General features: G+C 67.9%; 20 protein-coding genes. 9 read left to right on the top strand and 11 right to left on the bottom strand.

What is annotated here, in order from left to right; all coding sequences use genetic code 11:
* Positions 1-81: 81 nt before the first annotated feature.
* Positions 82-1149, bottom strand: coding sequence for an alanine racemase (gene alr / locus AC5P56_RS08885; protein WP_014645804.1), 1068 nt, complete (start codon positions 1147-1149; stop codon positions 82-84).
* Positions 1128-2432, bottom strand: a complete 1305-nt coding sequence (locus tag AC5P56_RS08890) for a D-amino acid dehydrogenase (RefSeq protein ID WP_032959242.1) — start codon at positions 2430-2432, stop codon at positions 1128-1130. The genes alr and AC5P56_RS08890 overlap by 22 nt, the downstream gene beginning before the upstream one ends.
* 149 nt (positions 2433-2581) lie before the next feature.
* Between AC5P56_RS08890 and AC5P56_RS08895 the strand changes: the two genes are divergently transcribed.
* Positions 2582-3061, top strand: a complete 480-nt coding sequence (locus AC5P56_RS08895) for an Lrp/AsnC ligand binding domain-containing protein (RefSeq protein ID WP_004140558.1) — start codon at positions 2582-2584, stop codon at positions 3059-3061.
* 109 nt (positions 3062-3170) lie between these two features.
* On the opposite strand, the gene AC5P56_RS08900 is transcribed toward AC5P56_RS08895, so the two are convergent.
* Together AC5P56_RS08900 and AC5P56_RS08905 are read right to left on the bottom strand one after the other, a co-directional pair.
* Positions 3171-3359, bottom strand: a complete 189-nt coding sequence (locus AC5P56_RS08900) for a lana protein (RefSeq protein WP_495231543.1) — start codon at positions 3357-3359, stop codon at positions 3171-3173.
* A 144-nt stretch (positions 3360-3503) separates the two neighbouring features.
* Complete coding sequence (locus AC5P56_RS08905) at positions 3504-3878, bottom strand: hypothetical protein (protein ID WP_014645801.1); 375 nt, start codon at positions 3876-3878, stop codon at positions 3504-3506.
* Positions 3879-4018: 140 nt separating this feature from the next.
* Between AC5P56_RS08905 and msrB the strand changes: the two genes are divergently transcribed.
* The 5 genes from msrB (at position 4019) to AC5P56_RS08930 (ending at position 7261) form a co-directional block, all read left to right on the top strand.
* The gene (gene msrB, locus AC5P56_RS08910; RefSeq protein ID WP_005415117.1) at positions 4019-4486 is read left to right on the top strand and encodes a peptide-methionine (R)-S-oxide reductase MsrB; all 468 of its coding nucleotides are present in this window, start codon (positions 4019-4021) and stop codon (positions 4484-4486) included.
* A gap of 91 nt (positions 4487-4577) precedes the next feature.
* The gene (gene motA / locus AC5P56_RS08915; protein WP_014645799.1) at positions 4578-5432 is read left to right on the top strand and encodes a flagellar motor stator protein MotA; all 855 of its coding nucleotides are present in this window, start codon (positions 4578-4580) and stop codon (positions 5430-5432) included.
* A gap of 3 nt (positions 5433-5435) precedes the next feature.
* Positions 5436-6386, top strand: coding sequence for a flagellar motor protein MotB (gene motB, locus AC5P56_RS08920; RefSeq protein WP_046428632.1), 951 nt, complete (start codon positions 5436-5438; stop codon positions 6384-6386).
* A 97-nt stretch (positions 6387-6483) separates the two neighbouring features.
* A complete protein-coding gene (locus AC5P56_RS08925) occupies positions 6484-6972 on the top strand; it encodes a hypothetical protein (protein WP_046428629.1) in 489 nt (162 codons plus the stop codon).
* A 13-nt stretch (positions 6973-6985) separates the two neighbouring features.
* Complete coding sequence (locus tag AC5P56_RS08930; protein ID WP_046428626.1) at positions 6986-7261, top strand: DUF4031 domain-containing protein; 276 nt, start codon at positions 6986-6988, stop codon at positions 7259-7261.
* A gap of 55 nt (positions 7262-7316) precedes the next feature.
* Here AC5P56_RS08930 and AC5P56_RS08935 read toward each other — a convergent pair whose 3' ends face one another.
* Entirely contained in the window at positions 7317-7859 is a 543-nt protein-coding gene (locus AC5P56_RS08935; RefSeq protein ID WP_032959249.1) for a DUF6630 family protein, read from the bottom strand.
* Positions 7860-7949: 90 nt separating this feature from the next.
* On the opposite strand from AC5P56_RS08935, the gene AC5P56_RS08940 reads away from it, so the two are divergent.
* On the top strand, positions 7950-8198 hold the full coding sequence (locus AC5P56_RS08940) for a DUF3297 family protein (RefSeq protein WP_005415112.1): 249 nt from the start codon (positions 7950-7952) through the stop codon (positions 8196-8198).
* 148 nt (positions 8199-8346) lie between these two features.
* Here the strand turns inward: AC5P56_RS08940 and AC5P56_RS08945 are convergent, their stop codons facing one another.
* The 3 genes from AC5P56_RS08945 to AC5P56_RS08955 form a co-directional block, all read right to left on the bottom strand.
* Positions 8347-9996 carry a Na+/H+ antiporter gene (locus tag AC5P56_RS08945; RefSeq protein WP_014645794.1) on the bottom strand — a complete coding sequence of 550 codons (1650 nt, stop codon included), beginning with the start codon at positions 9994-9996 and terminating at the stop codon, positions 8347-8349.
* A gap of 117 nt (positions 9997-10113) precedes the next feature.
* The gene (locus tag AC5P56_RS08950) at positions 10114-10902 is read right to left on the bottom strand and encodes a DODA-type extradiol aromatic ring-opening family dioxygenase (RefSeq protein WP_197603019.1); all 789 of its coding nucleotides are present in this window, start codon (positions 10900-10902) and stop codon (positions 10114-10116) included.
* 31 nt (positions 10903-10933) lie between these two features.
* Positions 10934-11344: a DoxX family membrane protein gene (locus AC5P56_RS08955; protein ID WP_197603021.1), complete on the bottom strand. Its 411-nt coding sequence runs from the start codon at positions 11342-11344 to the stop codon at positions 10934-10936.
* A gap of 96 nt (positions 11345-11440) precedes the next feature.
* On the opposite strand from AC5P56_RS08955, the gene AC5P56_RS08960 reads away from it, so the two are divergent.
* Positions 11441-12322 (top strand): LysR family transcriptional regulator, encoded by an 882-nt coding sequence (locus tag AC5P56_RS08960; protein WP_049408296.1) that lies wholly within the window; start codon positions 11441-11443, stop codon positions 12320-12322.
* A 160-nt stretch (positions 12323-12482) separates the two neighbouring features.
* Here the strand turns inward: AC5P56_RS08960 and AC5P56_RS08965 are convergent, their stop codons facing one another.
* Positions 12483-15545 carry a bifunctional diguanylate cyclase/phosphodiesterase gene (locus AC5P56_RS08965; protein WP_049441356.1) on the bottom strand — a complete coding sequence of 1021 codons (3063 nt, stop codon included), beginning with the start codon at positions 15543-15545 and terminating at the stop codon, positions 12483-12485.
* Between the two features lie 176 nt (positions 15546-15721).
* Between AC5P56_RS08965 and AC5P56_RS08970 the strand changes: the two genes are divergently transcribed.
* Positions 15722-17833: a M13 family metallopeptidase gene (locus tag AC5P56_RS08970; protein WP_032959257.1), complete on the top strand. Its 2112-nt coding sequence runs from the start codon at positions 15722-15724 to the stop codon at positions 17831-17833.
* A 169-nt stretch (positions 17834-18002) separates the two neighbouring features.
* Here AC5P56_RS08970 and AC5P56_RS08975 read toward each other — a convergent pair whose 3' ends face one another.
* The gene (locus tag AC5P56_RS08975) at positions 18003-19175 is read right to left on the bottom strand and encodes an MFS transporter (protein ID WP_495231544.1); all 1173 of its coding nucleotides are present in this window, start codon (positions 19173-19175) and stop codon (positions 18003-18005) included.
* Positions 19172-20386: an MFS transporter gene (locus tag AC5P56_RS08980; protein ID WP_134808466.1), complete on the bottom strand. Its 1215-nt coding sequence runs from the start codon at positions 20384-20386 to the stop codon at positions 19172-19174. The genes AC5P56_RS08975 and AC5P56_RS08980 overlap by 4 nt, the downstream gene beginning before the upstream one ends.
* Positions 20387-20432: the final 46 nt, after the last annotated feature.

The raw sequence follows: 20432 nt of genomic DNA on the forward strand, positions 1-20432 counted from the left end.
GCAGGTGTCGACCTTGGTCGACACGCATTGCACGGTGCCGACCAGGGTAGGCTTCTACCAGAGCCGAGCGCGGGCTCGGCTCTACACGTAGACTTTCGCCACGCGCTTGACCGCGCACGGCAGCTGGTAGGCACTCACGCCGCAGCGCGGCGCCAGTTCCGACAGCGTCGGCGCAGAACCCCACAGTTCCACCACACTGCCGATGCCGGCCTGCGCATGCGCGGTCAGGTCCACCGTCAGCATGTCCATCGACACGCGCCCGATCAGTACGCCGGGCTGGCCATCGATCAGTACCGGCGTGCCGTTGGGGGCGAACTGCGGATAACCGTCGGCATAGCCAAGCGCGACCACGCCCACGCGGGTGCGCGCCTTGGCCACGAAGCGTGCGCCATAGCCCACCGGCTCACCGGCCTCGATCCATCGCTCGGCAATCACCTTCGACTGCATCGTCATCACCGGGCGCAGGCGCTCGGTCAGCGCGGTGTTGTCCGGCAGCGGATTGGCGCCGTACAGCATCAGGCCCGGGCGCACCCAGTCGCTGCGTACATCCGGCCAGCCCAGCAGTGCCGGCGAATTGCACACGCTGGTCTCGCCGTCCAGGCCGTCGATGGCGCGCGCGAAGGTCGCCGCCTGTTCATGGGTGCGTTCGCTGTCCAGCTCGTCGGCACGCGCCAGGTGGGTCATCAGCACGATGCGCTCGACCTGCGGCAGCGCCGACAGGCGTGCATGCGCGGCGCGGAAGCTGTCCACGTCCAGGCCGAGGCGATGCATGCCGCTGTCCAGCTTCAGCCACACGGTCAGCGGGCGCGGGCTGTCGAATGCAACCAGCGCTTCCAGCTGCCACGGCGAGCCCACCGCGAACCAGAAATCGTGCTCGGCCACCAGCGCCATGTCACTGGGTTCGAAGATGCCTTCCAGCAGCAGGATCGGCGCACGGATCCCGGCCTGGCGCAGTTCCAGCGCCTCTTCGATGGTGGCCACGCCGAAACCATCAGCCTCGCCTTCGAGCGCCTGTGCACAGCGCACCGCGCCATGGCCATAGGCATCGGCCTTGATGATCGCCAGGGCCTTGCCACCGCCCAGTTCACGGGCAAGCCGGTAATTGCTGCGCAGGGCGCCCAGATCGATCAGCGCGCGGGCAGGACGCATGTGCGGTTCTCATGTTGCGGGGCGTGACCGTACTGGCCGTAGCGGAAAATATCCAGGCCTTCGGTGCTGATCTGCGGCTGGCGCGCGCTCATCAGGTCGGCCAGGTAACGGCCCGAGCCGCAGGCCATGGTCCAGCCCAGGGTGCCGTGGCCGGTGTTGAGGTACAGGTTGCGGAACGGCGTGGCGCCGATCACCGGCGTGCCGTCCGGCGTGGCCGGGCGCAGGCCTGTCCAGAACTGTGCGCGCGACAGGTCGCCGCCCTTCGGGTAGAGGTCGCTGACCACCAGCTCCAGGGTCTCGCGACGACGCTGCGACAGCGACAGGTCGAAACCGGCCACTTCGGCCATGCCACCGACGCGGATGCGGTCGTCGAAGCGGGTGACCGCCACCTTGTAGCTCTCGTCGAGGATGGTCGAGGTCGGCGCCATCGCCGGGTCGGTGATCGGCAGGGTCAGCGAATAGCCCTTCAGCGGGTACACCGGCAGGCGCATGCCCAGCGGTGCGACCAGCGCCGGCGAATAGCTGCCGAGCGCGACCACGAAGCGGTCGGCGGTTTCCCGCTTGCCGTCGATGCGCACGCCGGTGATGCGGTCGCCCTCGAACTCGAGGCCGGTGATGTCCTGGTCGAAGCGGAACTCGACGCCGGCGTCCACGCACATCTGCGCCAGGCGCCGGGTGAACAGCTGGCAGTCGCCGGTCTGGTCACGCGGCAGGCGCAGCGCGCCGACCAGGCCGTCGACATGGGCCAGGGCCGGTTCGGCCTGGATGATGCCGGCGCGGTCCAGCACCTCGTACGGCACGCCGTACTGGGCCAGGATCTCGATGTCCTGCGCAGAGGCATCCAGCTGCTGCTGGGTGCGGAACAGCTGCGTGGTGCCCAGGTCGCGGCCTTCGAACTCGATGCCGATCTGCGCGCGCAGCTCGTTCAGGCAGTCGCGGCTGTACTCGGACATGCGCACCATGCGCGCCTTGTTGATCGCGTAGCGCTCGTGGGTGCAGTTGCGCAGCATCTGCCACAGCCAGCGGTACTGGGCCAGGTCCATGCCCGGCTTGATCGCCAGCGGCGCATGCTTCTCGAACAGCCAGCCGATGGCCTTCTTCGGCACGCCCGGGGCGGCCCACGGCGAGGTGTAGCCGAACGACAGCTGGCCGGCATTGGCGAAGCTGGTTTCCAGCGCCGGGCCGGGTTGGCGGTCGATGACCGTGACTTCAAACCCGGCCTGTCGCAGGTACCAGGCACTGGTGGTGCCGATCACGCCGCTGCCGAGAACTAGGACTCGCATGGGACTTCTCCAACCCGATCATTCCCTGCACTGGAGCGTGCCGGGACCATAATTGGGGAAGTATAGACAGCCAATCCCAGTTGATTTGCCTGATTTGAAATCAATCGGCAGGATGTTCTCCTGCAATTCATTCCCCAAGGTTGACGGCCATGGCCACCCGTACCCGCGAACTGGACAAGATCGACCGCAAGATCCTGCGCATCCTGCAGGCGGAGGGCCGTATTTCCTTCACCGAACTGGGTGAGCGGGTCGGCCTGTCGACCACCCCGTGCACCGAGCGCGTGCGCCGGCTCGAGCGCGAAGCGGTGATCACCGGCTACCACGCCCACCTGGACCCGGCGGCGGTGAAGGCCAGCCTGCTGGTATTCGTAGAGATCAGCCTGGCCTACAAGTCCGGTGACATCTTCGAAGAGTTCCGGCGCGCCGCCCTGAAGCTGCCCAATGTGCTCGAGTGCCATCTGGTCTCGGGCGACTTCGATTACCTGCTGAAGGCACGGATCAGTGAGATGGCCTCCTACCGCAAGCTGCTCGGCAGCACCTTGCTGACACTGCCGCATGTGCGTGAATCCAAAAGCTACATCGTGATGGAAGAAGTGAAGGAAACGCTGAGCCTGCCGATTCCGGATTGAGGCGGTCGCAGGTTGGGGTCAGAGCCCGCGTTGCGGGATCCGACCCCGGCCAGGGATTGCGAGGGGTCAGAGCCCGCGCAGCGGACTCTGACCCCGGTCATGTCGACAGTCAGCGCTGCTGCGGATGCTTCTGCGAGCGCTGTTCCTGCTGCTTGCCACCCTTGTGCGGCTGCTGCGGTTCCATCTGTTGCTGTTGCTGCTGTTGCTGCTGATGCTGCGGGTTGCGGCCCTGCGGTTCCTTGCCGGGATGACGGTTCTGCTGGTTTTTCATGATCGCGACCCAGTGGACAAAGGACATGCGGCGGCGGAATGCCGGCGCAGGGCCACGGTGGTCCCGGCACGGTTAATCGCAGGCGAAAAAGCAGTGATCGGCAGGATGTTGTTTTCGTGCGTTCAGGCCGTGCAGTGTGTGGAAGCTGCCACCCTTGCCTGGCATCCGAGGTCAGCGCTTGATCTGCTGCCCATCGCCGGCCGGCACGCTGTCGTAATAGCGGCCGGTACGCGAATCGAACACCCGGTTCGGGCCAGCCGGGCGCACGCCAGGCACGATGCGGCCATTGCGGTCATAGACCTTGTCGGCCGGCCTCGGCGCCGGGGTGGGCGCAATCCGGGCAGGACCCGTGGACCTGATCGGCTGCGCCGGCTGCGGCGACGGCAGCACCTGCGGCTGGGGGCGTGCGGCCTGCGGCGGCGGTACCACCGGCGCCGGAGCCACGGTGGTCGCGCTGCGGGTGACCGTCGGGTCGGCAGCAGGCACCTGGGCCAGCGCCAACGTGGGCAACAGGGCCATCAGCAGCAGGGGAAGGGTCGGTTTCATGGCACGCTCCGGCGTGGATCGCACTTACCTTGCGCCTGCACCTGTGTGCCGCCCATGAACGGCCGTCACACTTGCAAGCGCGCGCCGGCACCCCCACGTTTTCCGGCATCCCCAGGCCATCGACCCCACGGAGAGCCGGCATGACTGCCTTCGACCTGACGCCCCCCACTGCCACCCAGACCGAGGCGCTGATCGCCGGCCTCAGCAGCGAAGAGCGCCGCGTGCTGCTGCAGCACGGTACCGAAGCGCCGTTCTGCGGCGTGTTCCTGGACAACAAGCGCGAGGGCGTCTACTGCTGCCGGCTGTGCGCGCTGCCGCTGTTCCGCTCCAGCACCAAGTTCGATTCCGGCACCGGCTGGCCCAGCTTCTTCGCCCCGTTCGACCCGGCGCACGTGCGCGAGATCCGCGATACCAGCCATGGCATGGTGCGCACCGAGATCACCTGCGCGCGCTGCGGCAGCCACCTCGGCCACGTGTTCCCGGATGGTCCGCCGCCCACCTACGAGCGCCACTGCCTGAACTCCGTCTCACTTTCGTTCACCGGCAATGGCGAGCCCTGGCCCGACCCGTTGCAGCGTGGCGGCGCGGAAAGCGGTGTGGCGGGCTGAAACACCCCGCTGACCGATTTCACAGAATTCCCTCTTCAGAAAACCGGGTGACGGGCCGACAAGGAGATATCCCCTCTCCTTGCGTCGCCCCATGCTCATCATCGTTGGATTCCTGGTCGTCATCATCAGCGTGATCGGGGGCTACCTCGGTGCCCACGGCCGCCTGGGTGCCCTCTGGCAGCCCTACGAGCTGGTCATCATCGGCGGTGCCGCACTGGGTGCGTTCCTGGTCGGCACCCCGGCCAAGACGGTCAAGCAGACCCTGCAGGCCATGGTCGGCGTGTTCAAGGGCCCGCGCTACAAGCAGCAGGACTACATCGATGTCCTCAGCCTGCTCTATGAACTGCTCAACAAGGCCCGCCGCGAAGGCTTCATGGCCCTGGAAGACCATGTCGAGCGGCCGGCCGAGAGCGCCCTGTTCGCCAACTACCCCAAGGTGCAGGCCGACCACCACCTGATCGACTTCATCACCGACTGCCTGCGCCTGATGATCGGCAGCAACATCGAGCCGCACGAGCTGGAGCCGCTGCTGGAGCTGGAACTGGAAAAGCACCACGCCGAGGCCATGGCGCCGTCGCAGGTGCTGACCAAGGTCGCCGACGGACTGCCCGGTTTCGGCATCGTCGCGGCGGTGCTCGGCATCGTCATCACCATGGGCTCGATCGGCGGTGACATCGTCGAGGTCGGTGGCCACGTGGCCGGCGCGCTGGTCGGTACCTTCCTCGGCATCCTGCTGGGCTACGGCTTCGTCGGCCCGATGGCGGCAGCAATGGAGGCACGCGCCGAGCAGGACAGCCGCATCTATGAATCGGTCAAGACCGCCCTGCTGGCCTGCCTGCGCGGCTACAACCCGAAGATCGCGCTGGAATTCGCCCGCAAGACGCTGCCGTCGAACGTGCGCCCGGCCTTCTCCGATTTCGAGCAGCACCTGAAGACGGTCAAGTAAACCATGGCCGAGACCAAGCCCACTGTCATCGTCCGCCGGGTCAAGAAGGCCGGCCACGCCGCCCATCATGGCGGTTCGTGGAAGGTGGCCTATGCTGACTTCGTGACCGCGATGATGGCGTTCTTCCTGGTGCTGTGGCTGATGGCCACCACCAACAAGAACGACCGTGCGGCCATTTCCGAGTACTTCCGCAACCCCAGCCCGCTGAGCGGGCAGAACGCCACGCCGGCGCCCGGCATGGCCGGCCCGGGCGGCGCCAGCACCTCGATGATCAAGCTGGGTGGTGCCACCGACATCTCGCGCGGCAGCAGCAACGATCCCTTCCAGAACCAGAAGGAAGCGGTGCCGCAGCCGGTGGACCAGCAGCAGCGCGACAAGCAGCAGCTGGAAGCGTTGATGAAGGAACTGCAGGAAGCGATCAGCAGGAGCCAGGCACTGGAGCCGTTCAAGGACCAGCTGCTGCTGGACCTGACCCCGGAAGGCCTGCGCATCCAGATCGTGGACAAGCAGAACCGGCCGATGTTCGACCTCGGCAGCGCTACGCTGAAGCCGTATACGCAGCAGATCCTGCACGAGCTGGCCAACTACCTGAACCACGTGCCGAACCGGATCAGCCTGACCGGCCACACCGACATCACCGCCTATTCGGCCGAGCGCGGCTACGGCAACTGGGAGCTGAGCGCCGATCGTGCCAACGCCGCACGGCGTGCGCTGGTGGACGGTGGCCTGGAGGACAGCAAGATCACCCGCGTGGTCGGCCTGTCTTCGTCGGTGCTGTTCGACAAGGCCGACCCGCAGAACCCGATCAACCGCCGCATCAGCATCGTGGTGATGACCCAGGCCGCCGAAGCGGCCGCCCTGGCCGGTGCCGGCCCGCAGGTGGGACTGTCGGCGCCCACCGCCGACCCGGACGTGCAGGCCGCGCAAGGTGAGGCCGCGCCCGTGGCACATTGAACCGGGGTCAGATCCCTTTCCCATGGAAAGGGATCTGACCCCGCCTGTGTGCGGCCGGTACAATGGCGGTCTTTCCGTTTCCAGGTGACCCCACCCCATGTCCCAGAACTCCAAGGCCAAGCGCGACAAGCGCAAGAAGCAGCAGGCCAAGCGCCCGTTCCTCCGCCTGAATGCCCAGCAGCAGGTGCAGAACCATGCCGTGCTGACCAACGAAGACGGCCAGGTGGTAGCGGCCATCGGCCTGCAGGGCCGTGAGTGGCTGCTGGCCATCGGCGGCCAGACCATGGGCAACGCCGAAAACCCGGTGCCGATGCTGGCCATGCTCAAGCACCTGTCCAACGTGCAGGAAAAGGAAGGCCGCAAGGTCAACCTGGAGTACTCCGAACTGCTGCAGAAGCTGCTGGACACCCTGGCTGCCGAATCCGAGCAGACCGCTGACGAATACCTGGACAAGCTGGTTGCCGAATTCGAAGGCGTCGACGCCGCTGAGGGCGAAGAAGGCGAAGCCGTCGAAGGCGACGCGGCCGAAGAAGCCGCTGCCGAGGCCGCCCCGGCCGCTGACAGCGACAGCAAGCCGCAGGCCTGAACCGGCCGCGGCGGTGACGGTCTACGTCGATGACGCGGTGCATCCCTGGCGCGGACAGCGCTGGGCGCACCTGATGGCCGACACCCTGGCCGAGCTGCACGCGATGGCGGCGCAGCTCGGCATTCCCCCGCGGGCCTTCCAGAACAAGGCCAGCGGTGCTCACTACGACGTCACTGCCGAGCTGCGCGCACAGGCAATAGCGCTCGGTGCGCGGGCGATTTCCCGGCACACCGACCGCGAGCTGGTCAAAGCGGTGATTGCCAACGCCAGGGCGCAGTACCGGCCGTAGGCCGCGCCCAGCAGATCGTCCCCGCCGGGTCGTGCCCGGCGGATCGGCCCATCGCTCAGAACGGGTCGCTGCCCAGCCGGATTTCCACGTTCAGCAGCGAGCACAGCGCCAGCATCGCGTCGTCGTCGCGGGTCAGCGCCATCACGCCGGTGAAGCCGTCGCTGCCGGCATCCACGCTCCACAGCGTGTAGTTGTGCTCGCGCAGGCGGTCGAAGGCGGTGGACATCAGCTGCACGCCGTCCAGGCCCTCGGCGAAGTCCTCGTCATCCAGGTCGCCGCCCCAGTCGAGTTGCAGGTTGAAGCGCGCCGACAGCTCGTTCACCGCCGACTGCAGCGATTCCAGGTCATCGCGCTCCACATCGAAACCGGACTGCCAGGCGATGGCCGTGAACAGGGCCGGCAGCCAGTCGCTGTCCGCTTCCAGCGGCTGCCCGTCCTCGGACAGGTGCTCGCGCCAGCGGTTGAACTGCTGCAGGGCCAGCTCTTCGTCGCCCGGGTTGATCAGCACCAGCAGGTTCCAGACCCGCGCCTCGAAGCCCTCCTCGTCGAAGTCGTGGATGTCTTCCTCGAAGTCGAAATAGTCGCTGTTGTCGGGCATGGCGGAACGTCCTCTGGGGCAGGCCCGCATTCTACGGTTTATCCTGTGCCGCTGAAGCCGGCCTTGGTGGCCGTCACTGTGAATGAAGCGATGAGCGATACCCCTCCCGACCACCTGGCGATCAACCCGGCCAGCCCCTTCCATGATGCACAGGCGCTGGAGCGCGGCGTTGGCGTGCGTTTCAACGACGTCGAGCGCGACAACGTCGAGGAATACTCGGTCAGCGAAGGCTGGATCCGCGTGCAGGCCGGCAAGGCCCGCGACCGCCGCGGCAATCCGATGACCATCAAGGTCAAGGGCAAGGTCGAGGTGTATTTCCTGGACCAGAAGCCGGAATAACCGGCACCGGCATGTAGAGCCGAGCCCGTGCTCGGCTGCTTTTCGTTCCGGGTTCATGACGCCTGAAGCAAGCGCAGCCGAGCACGGGCTCGGCTCTACATGGCAGGGCGGAATAGGCGTCAGCGTCAGCAACGCCCGGTCCCAGGCGTCATTCGCGCTTGCGCGATTCCAGCAGGTCCAGGTTGCGGATCAGGCGCCGCGAGATCTCATCGGAGATCACCCCGCGCCGGGTCAACCGGAACAGTTCCTCGCGCTCGGCATTGAGGCCCGCGCTGCGCAGCTGGCGGTAGCCCAGCTCCATGCGCCGCACCTTCTCCGGGTCCACGTCGGGGCCGTCGTTGTCTTTCTCCAAGTGCCGCTGGTACAGCAGGCTCACCCGCGAGGCAGCATCGTTGTACAGCTGCACGTTCTCGGTGTTCTGGTTCATCACCAGCTGCTGGCGCATGCGTTCGACCCCGGCCAGCGCGGCCTTGGAGGACAGCTTGCGTGCCAGGTCCTCTTCCTTGCGCTCGCCCGAATCGGCTGGCAGCTGCAGGCCCTTCAGCAGCTGCGGCAGCGCCACGCTGGCGCCGATCAGCGAGAACAGGATCACCGCCGCGGCCAGAAAGATCACCAGGTCGCGCGCCGGGAACGCACTGCCATCGGGCAGGAACAGCGGCAGGGTCAACACACCGGCCAGGGTGATCGCGCCGCGCACACCAGCCACCGAGGTCGCCACCACGATGCGCCAGTTCGGCGCCTCGCCCCGCTCCAGGCCACGGCGGCGCGCGCGCAGCAGGTTCCAGCGCAGCGACAGCCATACCCACAGCAGGCGCAGCAGGATCAGCGCCAGGTTGATCACCACCACGTATACCAGCAGCCACCATGCACTCTGGTGGCCGGACTCGTTCATGGTGGTGGTGGCGCGCTCGACGATGCCCGGCAGCTGCTCGCCCAGCAACACGAACATGATGCCGTTGAAGCTGAACTGCAGCATGTTCCAGACGCCCGCGCGCTGCACGCGCATGCTGCCGGAGACACGGCCGGTCAGCTCGACGTAGCTCATCGCGATACCGGCGGCGACCGCAGCGAGGATGCCCGAGGCATGGATTTCTTCGGCGAGCAGGTAGGCCGCGAACGGAATCAGCAGGTTGACCAGCATCGCCGCACCCGGCTCTTCGCCGAAGCGGCGCCACAACCAGCGCTGGAAGGTGGACACGCCGAGGGTGACCGCCACGCCCACGGCAAGGCCGGCCACCGCCACCCACAGGAAGGTCAGCGAGGCCGTGGCCAGCGAGAAGGAGCCGGTCATCACCGCGGCCACCGCGAAACGGAAGCAGACCAGGCCGGACGCATCGTTGAGCAGCGACTCGCCTTCCAGGATGTGCATCAGGCGCTTCGGGATCGGTGCCTTGGAGGCGATCGCCCCGACCGCCACCGGGTCGGTCGGCGAGACGATGGCCGCCAGCGCGAAGCACACTGCCAGCGGCATCACCGGAATCATCCAGTGGATCAGCAGGCCGGCGCCGATCACAGTGAACACCACCAGGCCGAACGCCAGTTCGAGGATCGCGCCCTTGTCGCGGAACAGGCCCTGCTTGGGAATGCGCCAGCCATCCAGGAACAGCAGCGGCGGCAGGAACAGCAGGAAGAACACTTCCGGCTCCAGCGCATGGCCGCGGTTGAACACGCCGGCGATCACCGCGCCCAGGCCGATCTGCACCAGCGGCAACGGCAGCGAGAACGGGAGGACGCGAACCAGGTAGCCGCTGGCGACAACGGCCACCAGCATCGCCAGGACGACTTCAATGGTATGCATGCTTCTTCCAGGAAGCGGCGCGTGGGGAGGCACGAGGGCCAGCGCCGGAAACCCGGAAAAAACTACCACATGCGGCCCTGACCGCGACGGCCGGGGCCGCCGCGCGTCAGCCCCGGCTCATGCCCCGTCGAACCGGTACAGATCCATGGCCAGGAAGCCGGCATCGATGCCGGCGTCGATGCGGCGTGCGCCGAAACCGCCCTCGCCGGCCGCTCCCATCGCGAAGAACAGCGGCAGCAGGTGCTCGTCGGTCGGGTGCGCACGCTCGGCGAACGGGGCCTGCCGGCGGTAATCGAACAGCGCCTGGCGGTCATCAGCGGCCAGCCGCTGCTCCACCCACTCGATGAAGGGCCGCACGTATGGCGCTTCCTTGCCGTCCTGGTAGTCGCCCCAGTCGTGCAGGTTGTGGGTGATGCTGCCCGAGCCGACCAGCAGCACGCCTTGTTCGCGCAGTGGTGCCAGCGCGCGGCCCAGCGCGAACTGATGCTCGGGGCCGAGCAGCGGCTGGATCGACACCGGCACCACCGGGATGTCGGCCTGCGGGAACAACAGCCGCAGCGGTACCCACGCGCCGTGGTCGAGGCCACGCTGCGGGTCGATGGCCACTGTCAGGCCTGCGGCGGCGATGCGGCCGGCCACTTCTTCGGCCAGTGCCGGATCACCCGGCGCCGGGTATTGCAGTTCGAACAGCGCGCGCGGGAAGCCACCAAAGTCGTGGATCGTCGGCGGCTGCGGATGTGCGCCGACCAGCGGCTGCCGGCCCAGCCAGTGCGCCGAGGCCGTCACGATGGCGCGCGGCGGCGGCAGGTCGCGCGCCAGCTCGGCCAGGCGCACACCGACCTGGCCCGGATGCAGGGCGGTCATCGGCGAACCATGGGAGATGTACAGCGAAGGCAGGCGGGACATGGAATTCTCCAGTTGCAGGATCAGGCGGCGATCAGCGCGAACGCAGGGTCCACTTGCCATCGCCGACCAGGAACAGCACCAGCAGCGCCAGCGCCCAGAACGCCGGGTATTCCCAGCCGCCGCCGGCATTGGCGAAACCGAAGCCGTTGGCGCCGTGCACGGTGACGATGGTGCCCAGCAGCAGCGGCACGCCGACCAGGCCCACCCAGCGCGCATAGATGCCCAGCAGGAGCGCGACAGTGATCACCAGCTCGACGCCGAGGGTGAGGTAGCCGAGCACGCCGGGCAGGCCCAGCGACTCGAAGAATGCTGCCGTGCCGGCCGGGGTGAATACCAGCAGCTTGGTCAGCGCATGGACCAGGAACAGCACGCCCAGTGCCAGGCGCAGCAGGGTGGCGCCATACGGGGCCAGCGGCGAAACAGGAGCGGTCGTGGCGTGCATCGGAAAGCACCTTGAAGGGAGTGGGCTCAGGTTATTGCGCCTTCACAGGCCGATAAATACGATCGATTGACCGTATTTATTTCAGAAGGCGCAACAATGGACACCCTTGAGGCGATGCGCGTGTTCGTGGCGGTGGTCGAGCGCAACGGCTTCAGCGCCGCCGCCCAGGCCCTGGACATGTCCACCGCCGGCGTTACCCGCCAGGTCGCCGCACTGGAAAAGCGCCTGTCCACCCGCCTGCTCCATCGCACCACGCGGCGGGTCAGCCCCACCAGCACCGGCGCCGCCTACTACGCCCAATGCGTGCGCCTGCTGGCCGAGTTCGACGCGCTGGAGGCCAGCATCGGCGCGCAGGCGCTGGAGCCCTCCGGCATGCTGCGCATCAATGCACCGGTCAGTTGGGGCATCGCCCGCCTCGGTCCACTGCTGGCCAGTTACCGCGAACGCTTTCCGCAGGTGGAACTGGACCTGGCCCTGTCCGACCGCCTGGTGGACATGGTCGAGGAAGGCTACGACGTGGCCATCCGCATCACCCGCGAGCCGGGCCCCACCCTGATCGCCCGCCGCCTGGGCGAATCGCGGGTGAGCCTGTGCGCCGCGCCGGCCTACCTGGCCGCACGCGGCGCCCCGCAGACCCCGCAGGACCTGCAGGCGCACGCGTGCCTGGGCTACAGCTACTGGGCCGCCGGTGACCACTGGCCGCTGCAGGGGCCGGGCGGCGAAGTGAAAGTAGCGGTGAACAGCCTGCTGCACGCCAACAACGGCGACGTGCTGCGTGAAGCGGCGATCGCCGGCATGGGCGTCATCCTGCAGCCCGACTTCCTGCTGGAAGACGCGCTGGCCGATGGCCGCCTGGTGCGCGTGCTGCCGGAATGGGAGGCCTCGCCGATCGGCATCTTCGCGGTCTATACCAGCCGCAGCCACCTGGCACCGAAGGTGCGCAGTTTCATCGACCATCTGGTGGATACCGGGGTGTAGCCGAGTCTGGCGCTTGCCGGTAGTGCCGGCCGCTGGCCGGCACATACGAAACCCCGTCATGCTTCGGTCGGGTAGTGCCGGCCGCTGGCCGGCACATACGAAGCCCCGTCGTGCTTCGGTCGGGTAGTGCCGGCCGCTGGCCGGCACATACGAAACCCGATCAGGCGGGAACCTCATCCAGCGCGTCGATGATCTGTTCCAGCGGCGCCGGCCGCCCCAACAGGTAGCCCTGCACCTGGTCACAGCCATGCGCAGCCAGCCAGTCCAGCTGCCCCGGCGTCTCCACGCCTTCAGCGATGATGGTCAGGCCCATGCTGTGGCCCAGCGACAGCAGCGCGCGGCAGATCGAGGCATTGCGTGGATTGGTTTCCACGTCGGCGACGAAGCTGCGGTCGATCTTCAGGATGTCCAGCGGCAGGTGCTGCAGGTAGGACATGCTGGAATAGCCGGTGCCGAAATCATCCAGCGACACGCGGATGCCCTGCTCGTGCAGGCGCTGCATGGTCTGCATCGCCTGTGCCGGCTTGCGCATCAGGCTGCTCTCGGTCAGCTCCACGTGCAGCGCGCCACGGGCCAGGCCGAAATCCTGCTGGGCACGGGTGAATTCGGCCACCAGGTCGCTGTTGAAGAACTGAACCGCCGACACGTTGACCGCGATCGGCAACTCACCCCACCCGGCCTCGACCAGACGGCGCTGCGCCTTCGCCGCCGCGCGGATCACCCAGCGGCCCAGTGCCAGGATCAACCCGGTGTCCTCGCACAGCTGGATGAACTCGTTGGGCGGGATGAAGCTGCCATCGGCCTGCGGCCAGCGCAGCAGTGCCTCCAGCGCTGCCGGGCTGCCATCGCCGGCATGCCGGATCGGCTGGAAATACAGCTGGAATTCGTTGTCGATGGCGGCATGGATGCGCCCGGCCAGGCGCAGGCGGTCGGCCAGGCGCGTGGTCACGGCCGCGTCGAACCAGACCACCACGTTGCCCTCGGCGCGCGCCGCATGCGCGGCCTGCGCGGCCATGCCGATCACCTGCTCGGCCGTGTGCCCGTCACCAGCGATGTGCACGGCCACGCCGATGCGCGGCTCGAACTGGTGCAGCGAGTCCTTGCCGCGCATCGGCGCCGACACGATCTGCAGCAGGTCGTCCAGCACGCGCTGGGTATCGTGCTCGGCACCGATGGCGAAGACGAAATCCTCGGCCGGCTGGAACGCCAGCGTGCCACAGCGTGCGCCCAGGCCCCCGAGCCGGGTCGCCATCGACTGCAGCACCGCATCGCCGATCTCGCGGCCCAGCGTATCGGCCACCAGCTGCAGCCCGCGCAGCTGCACGAAGGCGATGGTGTAGCCCTCCTCCTGCTCGTCCAACTGTTCGGTCAGGGCGCGCACATTGAGCAGGCCGGTGGCCGGGTTGTGCCGTGCCTGATAGGCCAGGTCGCGCTCGTAGGCCAGCCGCTCGCTGACATCCTCGGCCAGCACCAGGCACGCGGGCTGCCCGTCGAAGTCGAGCTTGGACAGGTGTGCGCGCACCTCGAACACACTGCCGTCCTTGCGCCGGTGCAGACGGACGGTCGCGTCGGGGGGATCGCCCACCTTCGCCCGCTGGATGGCACCACGCACTTCGTCCCAGCCTTCGCGCGGGCGGATGTCGAGGATGCTCATCGCCAGGAACTCGTCGCGGCTGTAGCCGTACTGGCGCACTGCAGCGTCGTTGACCTCGATGAAGCGCAGCGTATCCGGGTCGAACACCCAGAACGGTGCAGGATTGCGGTCGAACAGCAGGCGGAAGCGGCGTTCCACTTCGCTCATCTGCTCGCGCGCCTGATAGCGTTCGCTCAGGTCGGTCAGCGCACCGATCATGCGCCGTTCGCTGTCGGCCACTTCCACCCGCTGCCCGCGCGCGCCGACCCAGCGCACCTCGCCCCCGGGCAGCACCAGGCGGAACACCTGGTCGAGCACAGCGCTGCCGGCGAAGGCCTGGTCAAAGGCCTGCTGCAGGCGCGCGGCATCATCGCGATGCACGCGCGCGAAGAAATCCGCGACCGGCAAGGCGTCGGTCTGTACCCCAAAGATCTCGCGGGCCAGCGGCGACCAGCGCAGCAGCGCGGCGTCCTCATCCACGTACCAGGTGCAGACACGCCCGACCTGGTGCGCCAGGCGCAGCTCGGCGTGGCCCGTCTTCAGTTCCTCGGCCATCGCCTGCTGGCTGCGGGTGCTGCGGCGCACGGCGTACAGCAGTACCAGCAACACCGCGATGTAGGCCAGTACGATCGCCACCGACGCCTTCAGGTACGGCCACCACGGTGCGAGTACATCTTCGTCGGCCAGGCCGACCTGCACCGCCAGCGGGCTGCGTTCGAGCGTGCTGATGGTGAGGATGCGCGGCACGCCGTCGACGACGCCGGGCATGCTGCCCAGCTCGACCACTGCCTGCGTGCCGAGCAGGTCCCGGCGCGGCAGGTCGTAGCGGCGGCCCACCGTGCCATGCGGATCGGGTACGCGGGCCAGCATGTAGCCCTGGGCATCGCTGATCGAGACCAATCCGTTGGGACCGACATCCAGGCCGCCGACGATGCGCTGCAGTTCGCCACAGCGCAGCCGTGCCAGCAGCCAGCGCCCATCGGCCATCGGCAGCGCCAGCGGGACCACCCAGCCCCCGTCGCTGGCACGCTGCGGCGGGCCGATGTACAGCGCGCTGCCCGAGCCGCGCCGTTGCGGATCGGTCCACAACGGCAACTGCAGGTCGCCCTTGCCGGCCGTCAATGCGCGGCCATAGCTGTCGAGCACCACGATGCTGTGCAGTTCGGCGTGCCGGCCCAGCACGCCGCCGATGGAGGCATCCAGCAAGGCCGGCGCCTGTGCCGGCACGCTGCGGAACAGTTCCGCGGCGTCGGCGGCGATGCCGGTCATGGCCCGCTCCAGGTTGCGCAGCTCCAGCGCCAGCAGGCGCTCGCTGCCCACCGCCAGCGCGCGGCTCTGCCGCTGCGCCGCTTCCAGGCGGCGGTGGTGGTCGTTGACCAGCATGAGGGCCAGACCGGTCACCAGCAGTACGCCCAGCAGCACACCGCCCCAGGTGATGGCGCGCAGCGGCCGGGCCAACGCCCGTTTCAGCGCGGGCATCGGTTGATGTTCCTTGTGCAGTCGGCTGGCTTCATGCGCGAACGAATCCTCCACGTCCCCGACCTCAACGGCCGGCGGACGCCATTCTTGACGCCTGACCCCGTCCTGCATGGCCACCTCCCCGTGTCCGCGCAGGGCTCGAGGGTCCAGCATGCACCACCCCGGTGACGGCGTGAAGATCGCATCCGCACGTTCAGCCAGATCCTGCACAGGGCGGGCCCCGCAGGGGGGCGGCCAGTGGCGCCGGAGCGGATTAGACTTGGGGTTTTCCGCTGCAAGAGAAGTCCATGTCCAAGCTGCGCCGTCCCACCCTGGCGCTGGCCATTGTTGCCAGCCTGTCCCTGGCCGCCTGTGACCGCCCGGCCGACCCGGCCGTCGGTGCCACCGCGCCGGCCGATGCCGCCCCCGCTGCGGCCAAGCCGATGCTGGGCAGTTTCGGCTTCGATGCCAGCGGCATGGACCGCAGCATCGCCGCCGGCGACGACTTCTTCGGCTTCGCCAACGGCACCTGGGTGAAGAACACCGAGATTCCGGCCGACCGCTCGCGCTTCGGCAGCTTCAATGTCATTGCCGAGAAGACCCTGGCCGACACCCGCGCCATCCTGGAAGGGGCCGCCGGCAACACCCAGGCCAGCGGCGACGACAAGCTGATCGGCGACTACTACGCCGCCTACATGGACGAAGCCGGCATCGAGCAGCACGGTCTGGCGCCGGTGCAGCCGCAGCTGAAGGCCATCGATGCGATCGCCGACAAGGCCGGGCTGGCCCGCGCACTCGGCGGCGACCTGCGCGCCGACGTCGACCTGCTCAACGCCACCAACTTCTACACCGACCGCCTGTTCGGCCTGTGGGTGTCGGTGGACATGCTGCAGCCGGATCGCACCGCGCCGTACCTGGTGCAGGGCGGCCTGGGCATGCCCGACCGCGATTTCTACCTGGGCGATGGCCGCATGGCCGAACTGCGCAAGCAGTACCAGGCCTACATCGCACAGATGCTGCAGCTGGCCGGCGTCGCCGACCCGGCCGGCAAGGCGCAGCGCATCCTCGCGCTGGAAACGAAGATCGCGCAAGCACATGCCACCCAGGAAGAAACCAACGACGTGACCAAGGGCGCCAACCCCTGGACCCAGGCCGACTTCAATGCGAAGGCGCCGGGCCTGGACTGGAACGCCTTCCTCGATGCGGCGGCGCTGGGCAACCAGCAGGACTTCATCGTGTGGCAGCCCAAGGCCGTGGCCGGCCTGTCCAGGCTGGTCGCCACCGAGCCGCTGGACGCCTGGAAGGACTACCTGGCGTTCCACGCGCTGGACCGTGCCGCCGCCTACCTGCCGAAGAAGTTCGCCGATGCCCGCTTCGCCTTCCATGGCACCGCGCTGAGCGGCACGCCGCAGCAGAGCGACCGCTGGAAGCGCGCGGTGGACGATGCCAACCATGCCGTCGGCGAAGCGATCGGCAAGCGCTACGTCGAAAAGCACTTCGACGCCAGGACCAAGGAGCGTGCGGACGAGATGGCGAAGAACATCATCGCCGCTTTTGCCAAGCGCATCGACGCGCTGTCGTGGATGTCGCCGCAGACCAAGGCGCATGCCAAGGCCAAGGTCACGGGCCTGACCGTGGGCATGGGCTATCCGGAGAAGTGGCGCGACTACACCGGCCTGGAGATCCGCCGTGATGACCCGCTGGGCAATGCACAGCGCGCCGAGCTGTTCGAGTACCAGCGCAACATCGCCAAGCTGGGCAAGCCGGTCGACCACAGCGAGTGGGCGATGCTGCCGCAGACCATCAATGCGATGAACGTGCCGCTGGAGAACCGCCTGGTGTTCCCGGCCGCGATCCTGCAGCCGCCGTTCTTCGACGGCGCTGCCGATGACGCGGTGAACTACGGTGCGATCGGTGCGGTGATCGGCCACGAGATCAGCCACGGCTTCGACAACGCCGGCGCGCTGTTCGACGAGACCGGCAAGCTGCACAACTGGTGGACCGCCGAGGACCTGAAGCAGTTCAACGCCGCCGGTGATGCGCTGGCCGCGCAGTTCAGCAGCTACGAGCCGTTCCCCGGCGTGCACGTGAACGGCAAGCTGACCCTGGGCGAGAACATCGCCGACGTGGCTGGCCTGGGTACCGCCTACGATGCCTACCAGCTGTCGCTGCAGGGCAAGCCGGGCCAGACCCTGGAAGGCTTCAGCCCGGACCAGCGCTTCTTCCTCGGCTTCGCCCAGGCGTGGCGCAGCAAGAGCCGCGAGCAGGCGCTGCGCAATTCGCTGCTGACCGATGTGCATGCCCCGGGCCAGTTCCGCGCATTGACCGTGCGCAACATCGACGCCTGGTACCCGGCGTTCGAAGTGAAGGAAGGCCAGAAGCTGTACCTGGCCCCGGACAAGCGGGTCAAGGTGTGGTGATGTAACCGGAACGGGCGCCGCAAGGCGCCCGTTTCATTTCCGGGTAGCGGCCAACCTTCGTCGGCGCATACTCCGCTCTGGTGGGTGCCGACCTTGGTCGGCACATACTTTGCTCTGGTGGGTGCCGACCTTGGTCGGCACGGGGTAGGAATCCACGCATGGCGTGGATCTACCTGCGGGTGATGGCAGCCATCAGCAGGGCACTCCCAGCCAACACCGCCGCAGCCCACAGATTCGCATGCAGGCCCACGCCATCCAGCAGGCGGCCACCACCCCACGCACCCATTGCGATGCCGATGTTGAATACCGCCACATACAACGCGGTGGCGATCTCCACGGCCTGCGGCACCGCCTTCATCATCCAGCTCATCAGGCCCACCGATACACCGCCATAGGCCAGACCCCACAGCAGCAGCACTGCAATACCTGCGGAGGGCGCATTTCCCACCCACAGGAACAGCAGAGGCGTCAGCAGCAGGCCCGAGGCTATCGCCAGCAGCGTGCCCCATGGATGGCGCGCAGCCAGCGGCCCGGCGATGAAGTTGCCGGCGATGCCAGCCAGGCCGTACCCAAACAGCAGTGCACCTATCCACGACGCATCCACGCCCGATACGGACGTCAGCAGCGGCCGCACGTACGTGAAGGCGATGAAGTGCCCGGACACCAGCAGCCCGGTCAGCCACAGGCCACGCCGCAGGTTGCGCTGGCCAAGCTGCTGCACGAACTGACGCGGGCGCACCGATGTGCTGACCGGCAACGCGGGAACCACCCGCAGATGCAGCAGCATCACCGCCGCACTGAACAACGTCATCGCCACGAACGCGCTGCGCCAGCCCAATGCATCCCCGATCAGCGCGCCCAACGGAACGCCGAGCACCGAAGCTGCGGCCACGCCCCCGAAGATGATCGAGGTGGCCAGACCGATGCGCTGCGCAGGTACCAGGCGCGCTGCCAGCCCACCGGCATTGGTCCAGATGCCGCCCATGCAGAACCCCACCAGCACACGCGCGGCCAACAGCCAGCCGATGCCAGGTGCCAGCGCCGACGCAAGGTTGGCGACCAGCAGCAGGCCCAACAGCGCACACAGGATGCGGCGACGATCGATGCCACCGGCTGCGATCACCGCAAGCGGGGCGAACACTGCCGCCAGCAGGGCGGGCAGTGAGATCATCAGGCCGGCGGTGCCGGTGGACGCGCCGAGATCTTCGGCGATGGGAGTCAGCAGGCCGACCGGCAGCATTTCGGTGGTGACCACCGAGAACGTGGCGAGGCCGACGGCGGAGACCGCCCACCACGGATGGCGGGGCACAGACGCGGCATGCGCAGGCGATGAAGCGCTCACGGAATGATTCCTTCAGGAGATGTGGACGCGGCAGACGGGCGCAGCGCACGTTGCACGAGCAAGGCGAACAGCAGCACGCCACCGCCTGCCGCCAGCGCAACCACAAAACCGCTGCGCACGCCCGCCGCATCGACGCTCTGTCCAGACAGCGCCGCGCCCAGCGCCACGCCGATGTTGAGGCCGGCCAGCAGCCACGTCATGCCTTCGGTCAGGCGTGCTTCGGGCACGCGTTGTTCAACCAGCGACATCGCCACGATCATCGTCGGCGCGAAGAACACCCCGGCCAGCAGTACCGCAGCGGCCAGTGCCGGCAGACTGCCGACCCACAGCAGCGGCAACGTGGTCAATGCGGTGGCCGCTGCTCCGGCCAGCAACAGGCGCGGCAGCGGCATCGGCAGCTTCAGGGCACCAAACAGCAGCCCCGCCGCGCAGCTGCCCAGCGCGTAGGCCGACAGCACCCAGCTGGCAGCTAGTGGCTGTCCGCGCAGCTCGGCCAATGCCACGCTGGTGATGTCGACGGTGCCGACGATCACGCCCATCGCCAGCATCAGCAACGCCAGCAGGCGGATCTCCGGTTGCCGCAGCAGCGAGTGCGAGGATGTTGCACCTTCGTAGTGCTGTATCGGCGGCTCGGTGCCCCGCTGCAGCACCAGTGCGGCGACGCCGGCCACCAGCAGCAGGGCGGCCGCCAGTACGCCAGCCTGTGGCCATACCGCCACCGACAATCCGACGGACAACGGTGGCCCGGCGATGAAGGTCACCTCGTCGAACACGGTCTCCAGCGAATACGCGGTCTGCAGCTGTGGTCGTCCGCGATGGGTCGCGGTCCAGCGCGCTCGCACCATCGCCGACACGCTGGGCATGCAGCCGGCCAGCATCGCCGCAACGAACAGCGTCCAGTCCGGCGCGGCCAGCAGCGTGCACGCGAGCAGCAACAGCAGACCGGACGCACTGGCCGCAGTGGCCCATGGCAGTACCCTGCCCTGCCCGCGCCGGTCGACCCAGCGCGACACCTGCGGCGACAGCAACGCATAGGTCAGCACGAAGGTGGCCGACACCGCACCGGCCAGTGCATAGCTGCCGCGCAGCTGGGACAGCAAGGTAATGATGCCGATACCGGTCATCGGCAGCGGCAGGCGTGCCAGCAGCCCGGCCAGGGCGAGGCCGGCGGTGCCGGGGGTCGCGAACAGGTCGCGATAGGGGGTGGCCATCAGGTTCTCCAAGGCAGCGACTTGCTTGGCGCACGGGGCGCCATGA

The sequence above is a fragment of the Stenotrophomonas sp. YJH_SMC_131 genome (assembly GCF_059367975.1).

Excerpts from the sequence above, each read along its gene's own strand:
- alr (WP_014645804.1), bottom strand. The coding sequence starts at position 1,149 with ATGCGTCCTGCCCGCGCGCTGATCGATCTGGGCGCCCTGCGCAGCAAT.
- AC5P56_RS08890 (WP_032959242.1), bottom strand. The coding sequence starts at position 2,432 with ATGCGAGTCCTAGTTCTCGGCAGCGGCGTGATCGGCACCACCAGTGCC.
- AC5P56_RS08895 (WP_004140558.1), top strand. The coding sequence starts at position 2,582 with ATGGCCACCCGTACCCGCGAACTGGACAAGATCGACCGCAAGATCCTG.
- AC5P56_RS08900 (WP_495231543.1), bottom strand. The coding sequence starts at position 3,359 with ATGTCCTTTGTCCACTGGGTCGCGATCATGAAAAACCAGCAGAACCGT.
- AC5P56_RS08905 (WP_014645801.1), bottom strand. The coding sequence starts at position 3,878 with ATGAAACCGACCCTTCCCCTGCTGCTGATGGCCCTGTTGCCCACGTTG.
- msrB (WP_005415117.1), top strand. The coding sequence starts at position 4,019 with ATGACTGCCTTCGACCTGACGCCCCCCACTGCCACCCAGACCGAGGCG.
- motA (WP_014645799.1), top strand. The coding sequence starts at position 4,578 with ATGCTCATCATCGTTGGATTCCTGGTCGTCATCATCAGCGTGATCGGG.
- motB (WP_046428632.1), top strand. The coding sequence starts at position 5,436 with ATGGCCGAGACCAAGCCCACTGTCATCGTCCGCCGGGTCAAGAAGGCC.
- AC5P56_RS08925 (WP_046428629.1), top strand. The coding sequence starts at position 6,484 with ATGTCCCAGAACTCCAAGGCCAAGCGCGACAAGCGCAAGAAGCAGCAG.
- AC5P56_RS08935 (WP_032959249.1), bottom strand. The coding sequence starts at position 7,859 with ATGCCCGACAACAGCGACTATTTCGACTTCGAGGAAGACATCCACGAC.
- AC5P56_RS08940 (WP_005415112.1), top strand. The coding sequence starts at position 7,950 with ATGAGCGATACCCCTCCCGACCACCTGGCGATCAACCCGGCCAGCCCC.
- AC5P56_RS08945 (WP_014645794.1), bottom strand. The coding sequence starts at position 9,996 with ATGCATACCATTGAAGTCGTCCTGGCGATGCTGGTGGCCGTTGTCGCC.
- AC5P56_RS08950 (WP_197603019.1), bottom strand. The coding sequence starts at position 10,902 with ATGTCCCGCCTGCCTTCGCTGTACATCTCCCATGGTTCGCCGATGACC.
- AC5P56_RS08955 (WP_197603021.1), bottom strand. The coding sequence starts at position 11,344 with ATGCACGCCACGACCGCTCCTGTTTCGCCGCTGGCCCCGTATGGCGCC.
- AC5P56_RS08960 (WP_049408296.1), top strand. The coding sequence starts at position 11,441 with ATGGACACCCTTGAGGCGATGCGCGTGTTCGTGGCGGTGGTCGAGCGC.
- AC5P56_RS08965 (WP_049441356.1), bottom strand. The coding sequence starts at position 15,545 with ATGCAGGACGGGGTCAGGCGTCAAGAATGGCGTCCGCCGGCCGTTGAG.
- AC5P56_RS08970 (WP_032959257.1), top strand. The coding sequence starts at position 15,722 with ATGTCCAAGCTGCGCCGTCCCACCCTGGCGCTGGCCATTGTTGCCAGC.
- AC5P56_RS08980 (WP_134808466.1), bottom strand. The coding sequence starts at position 20,386 with ATGGCCACCCCCTATCGCGACCTGTTCGCGACCCCCGGCACCGCCGGC.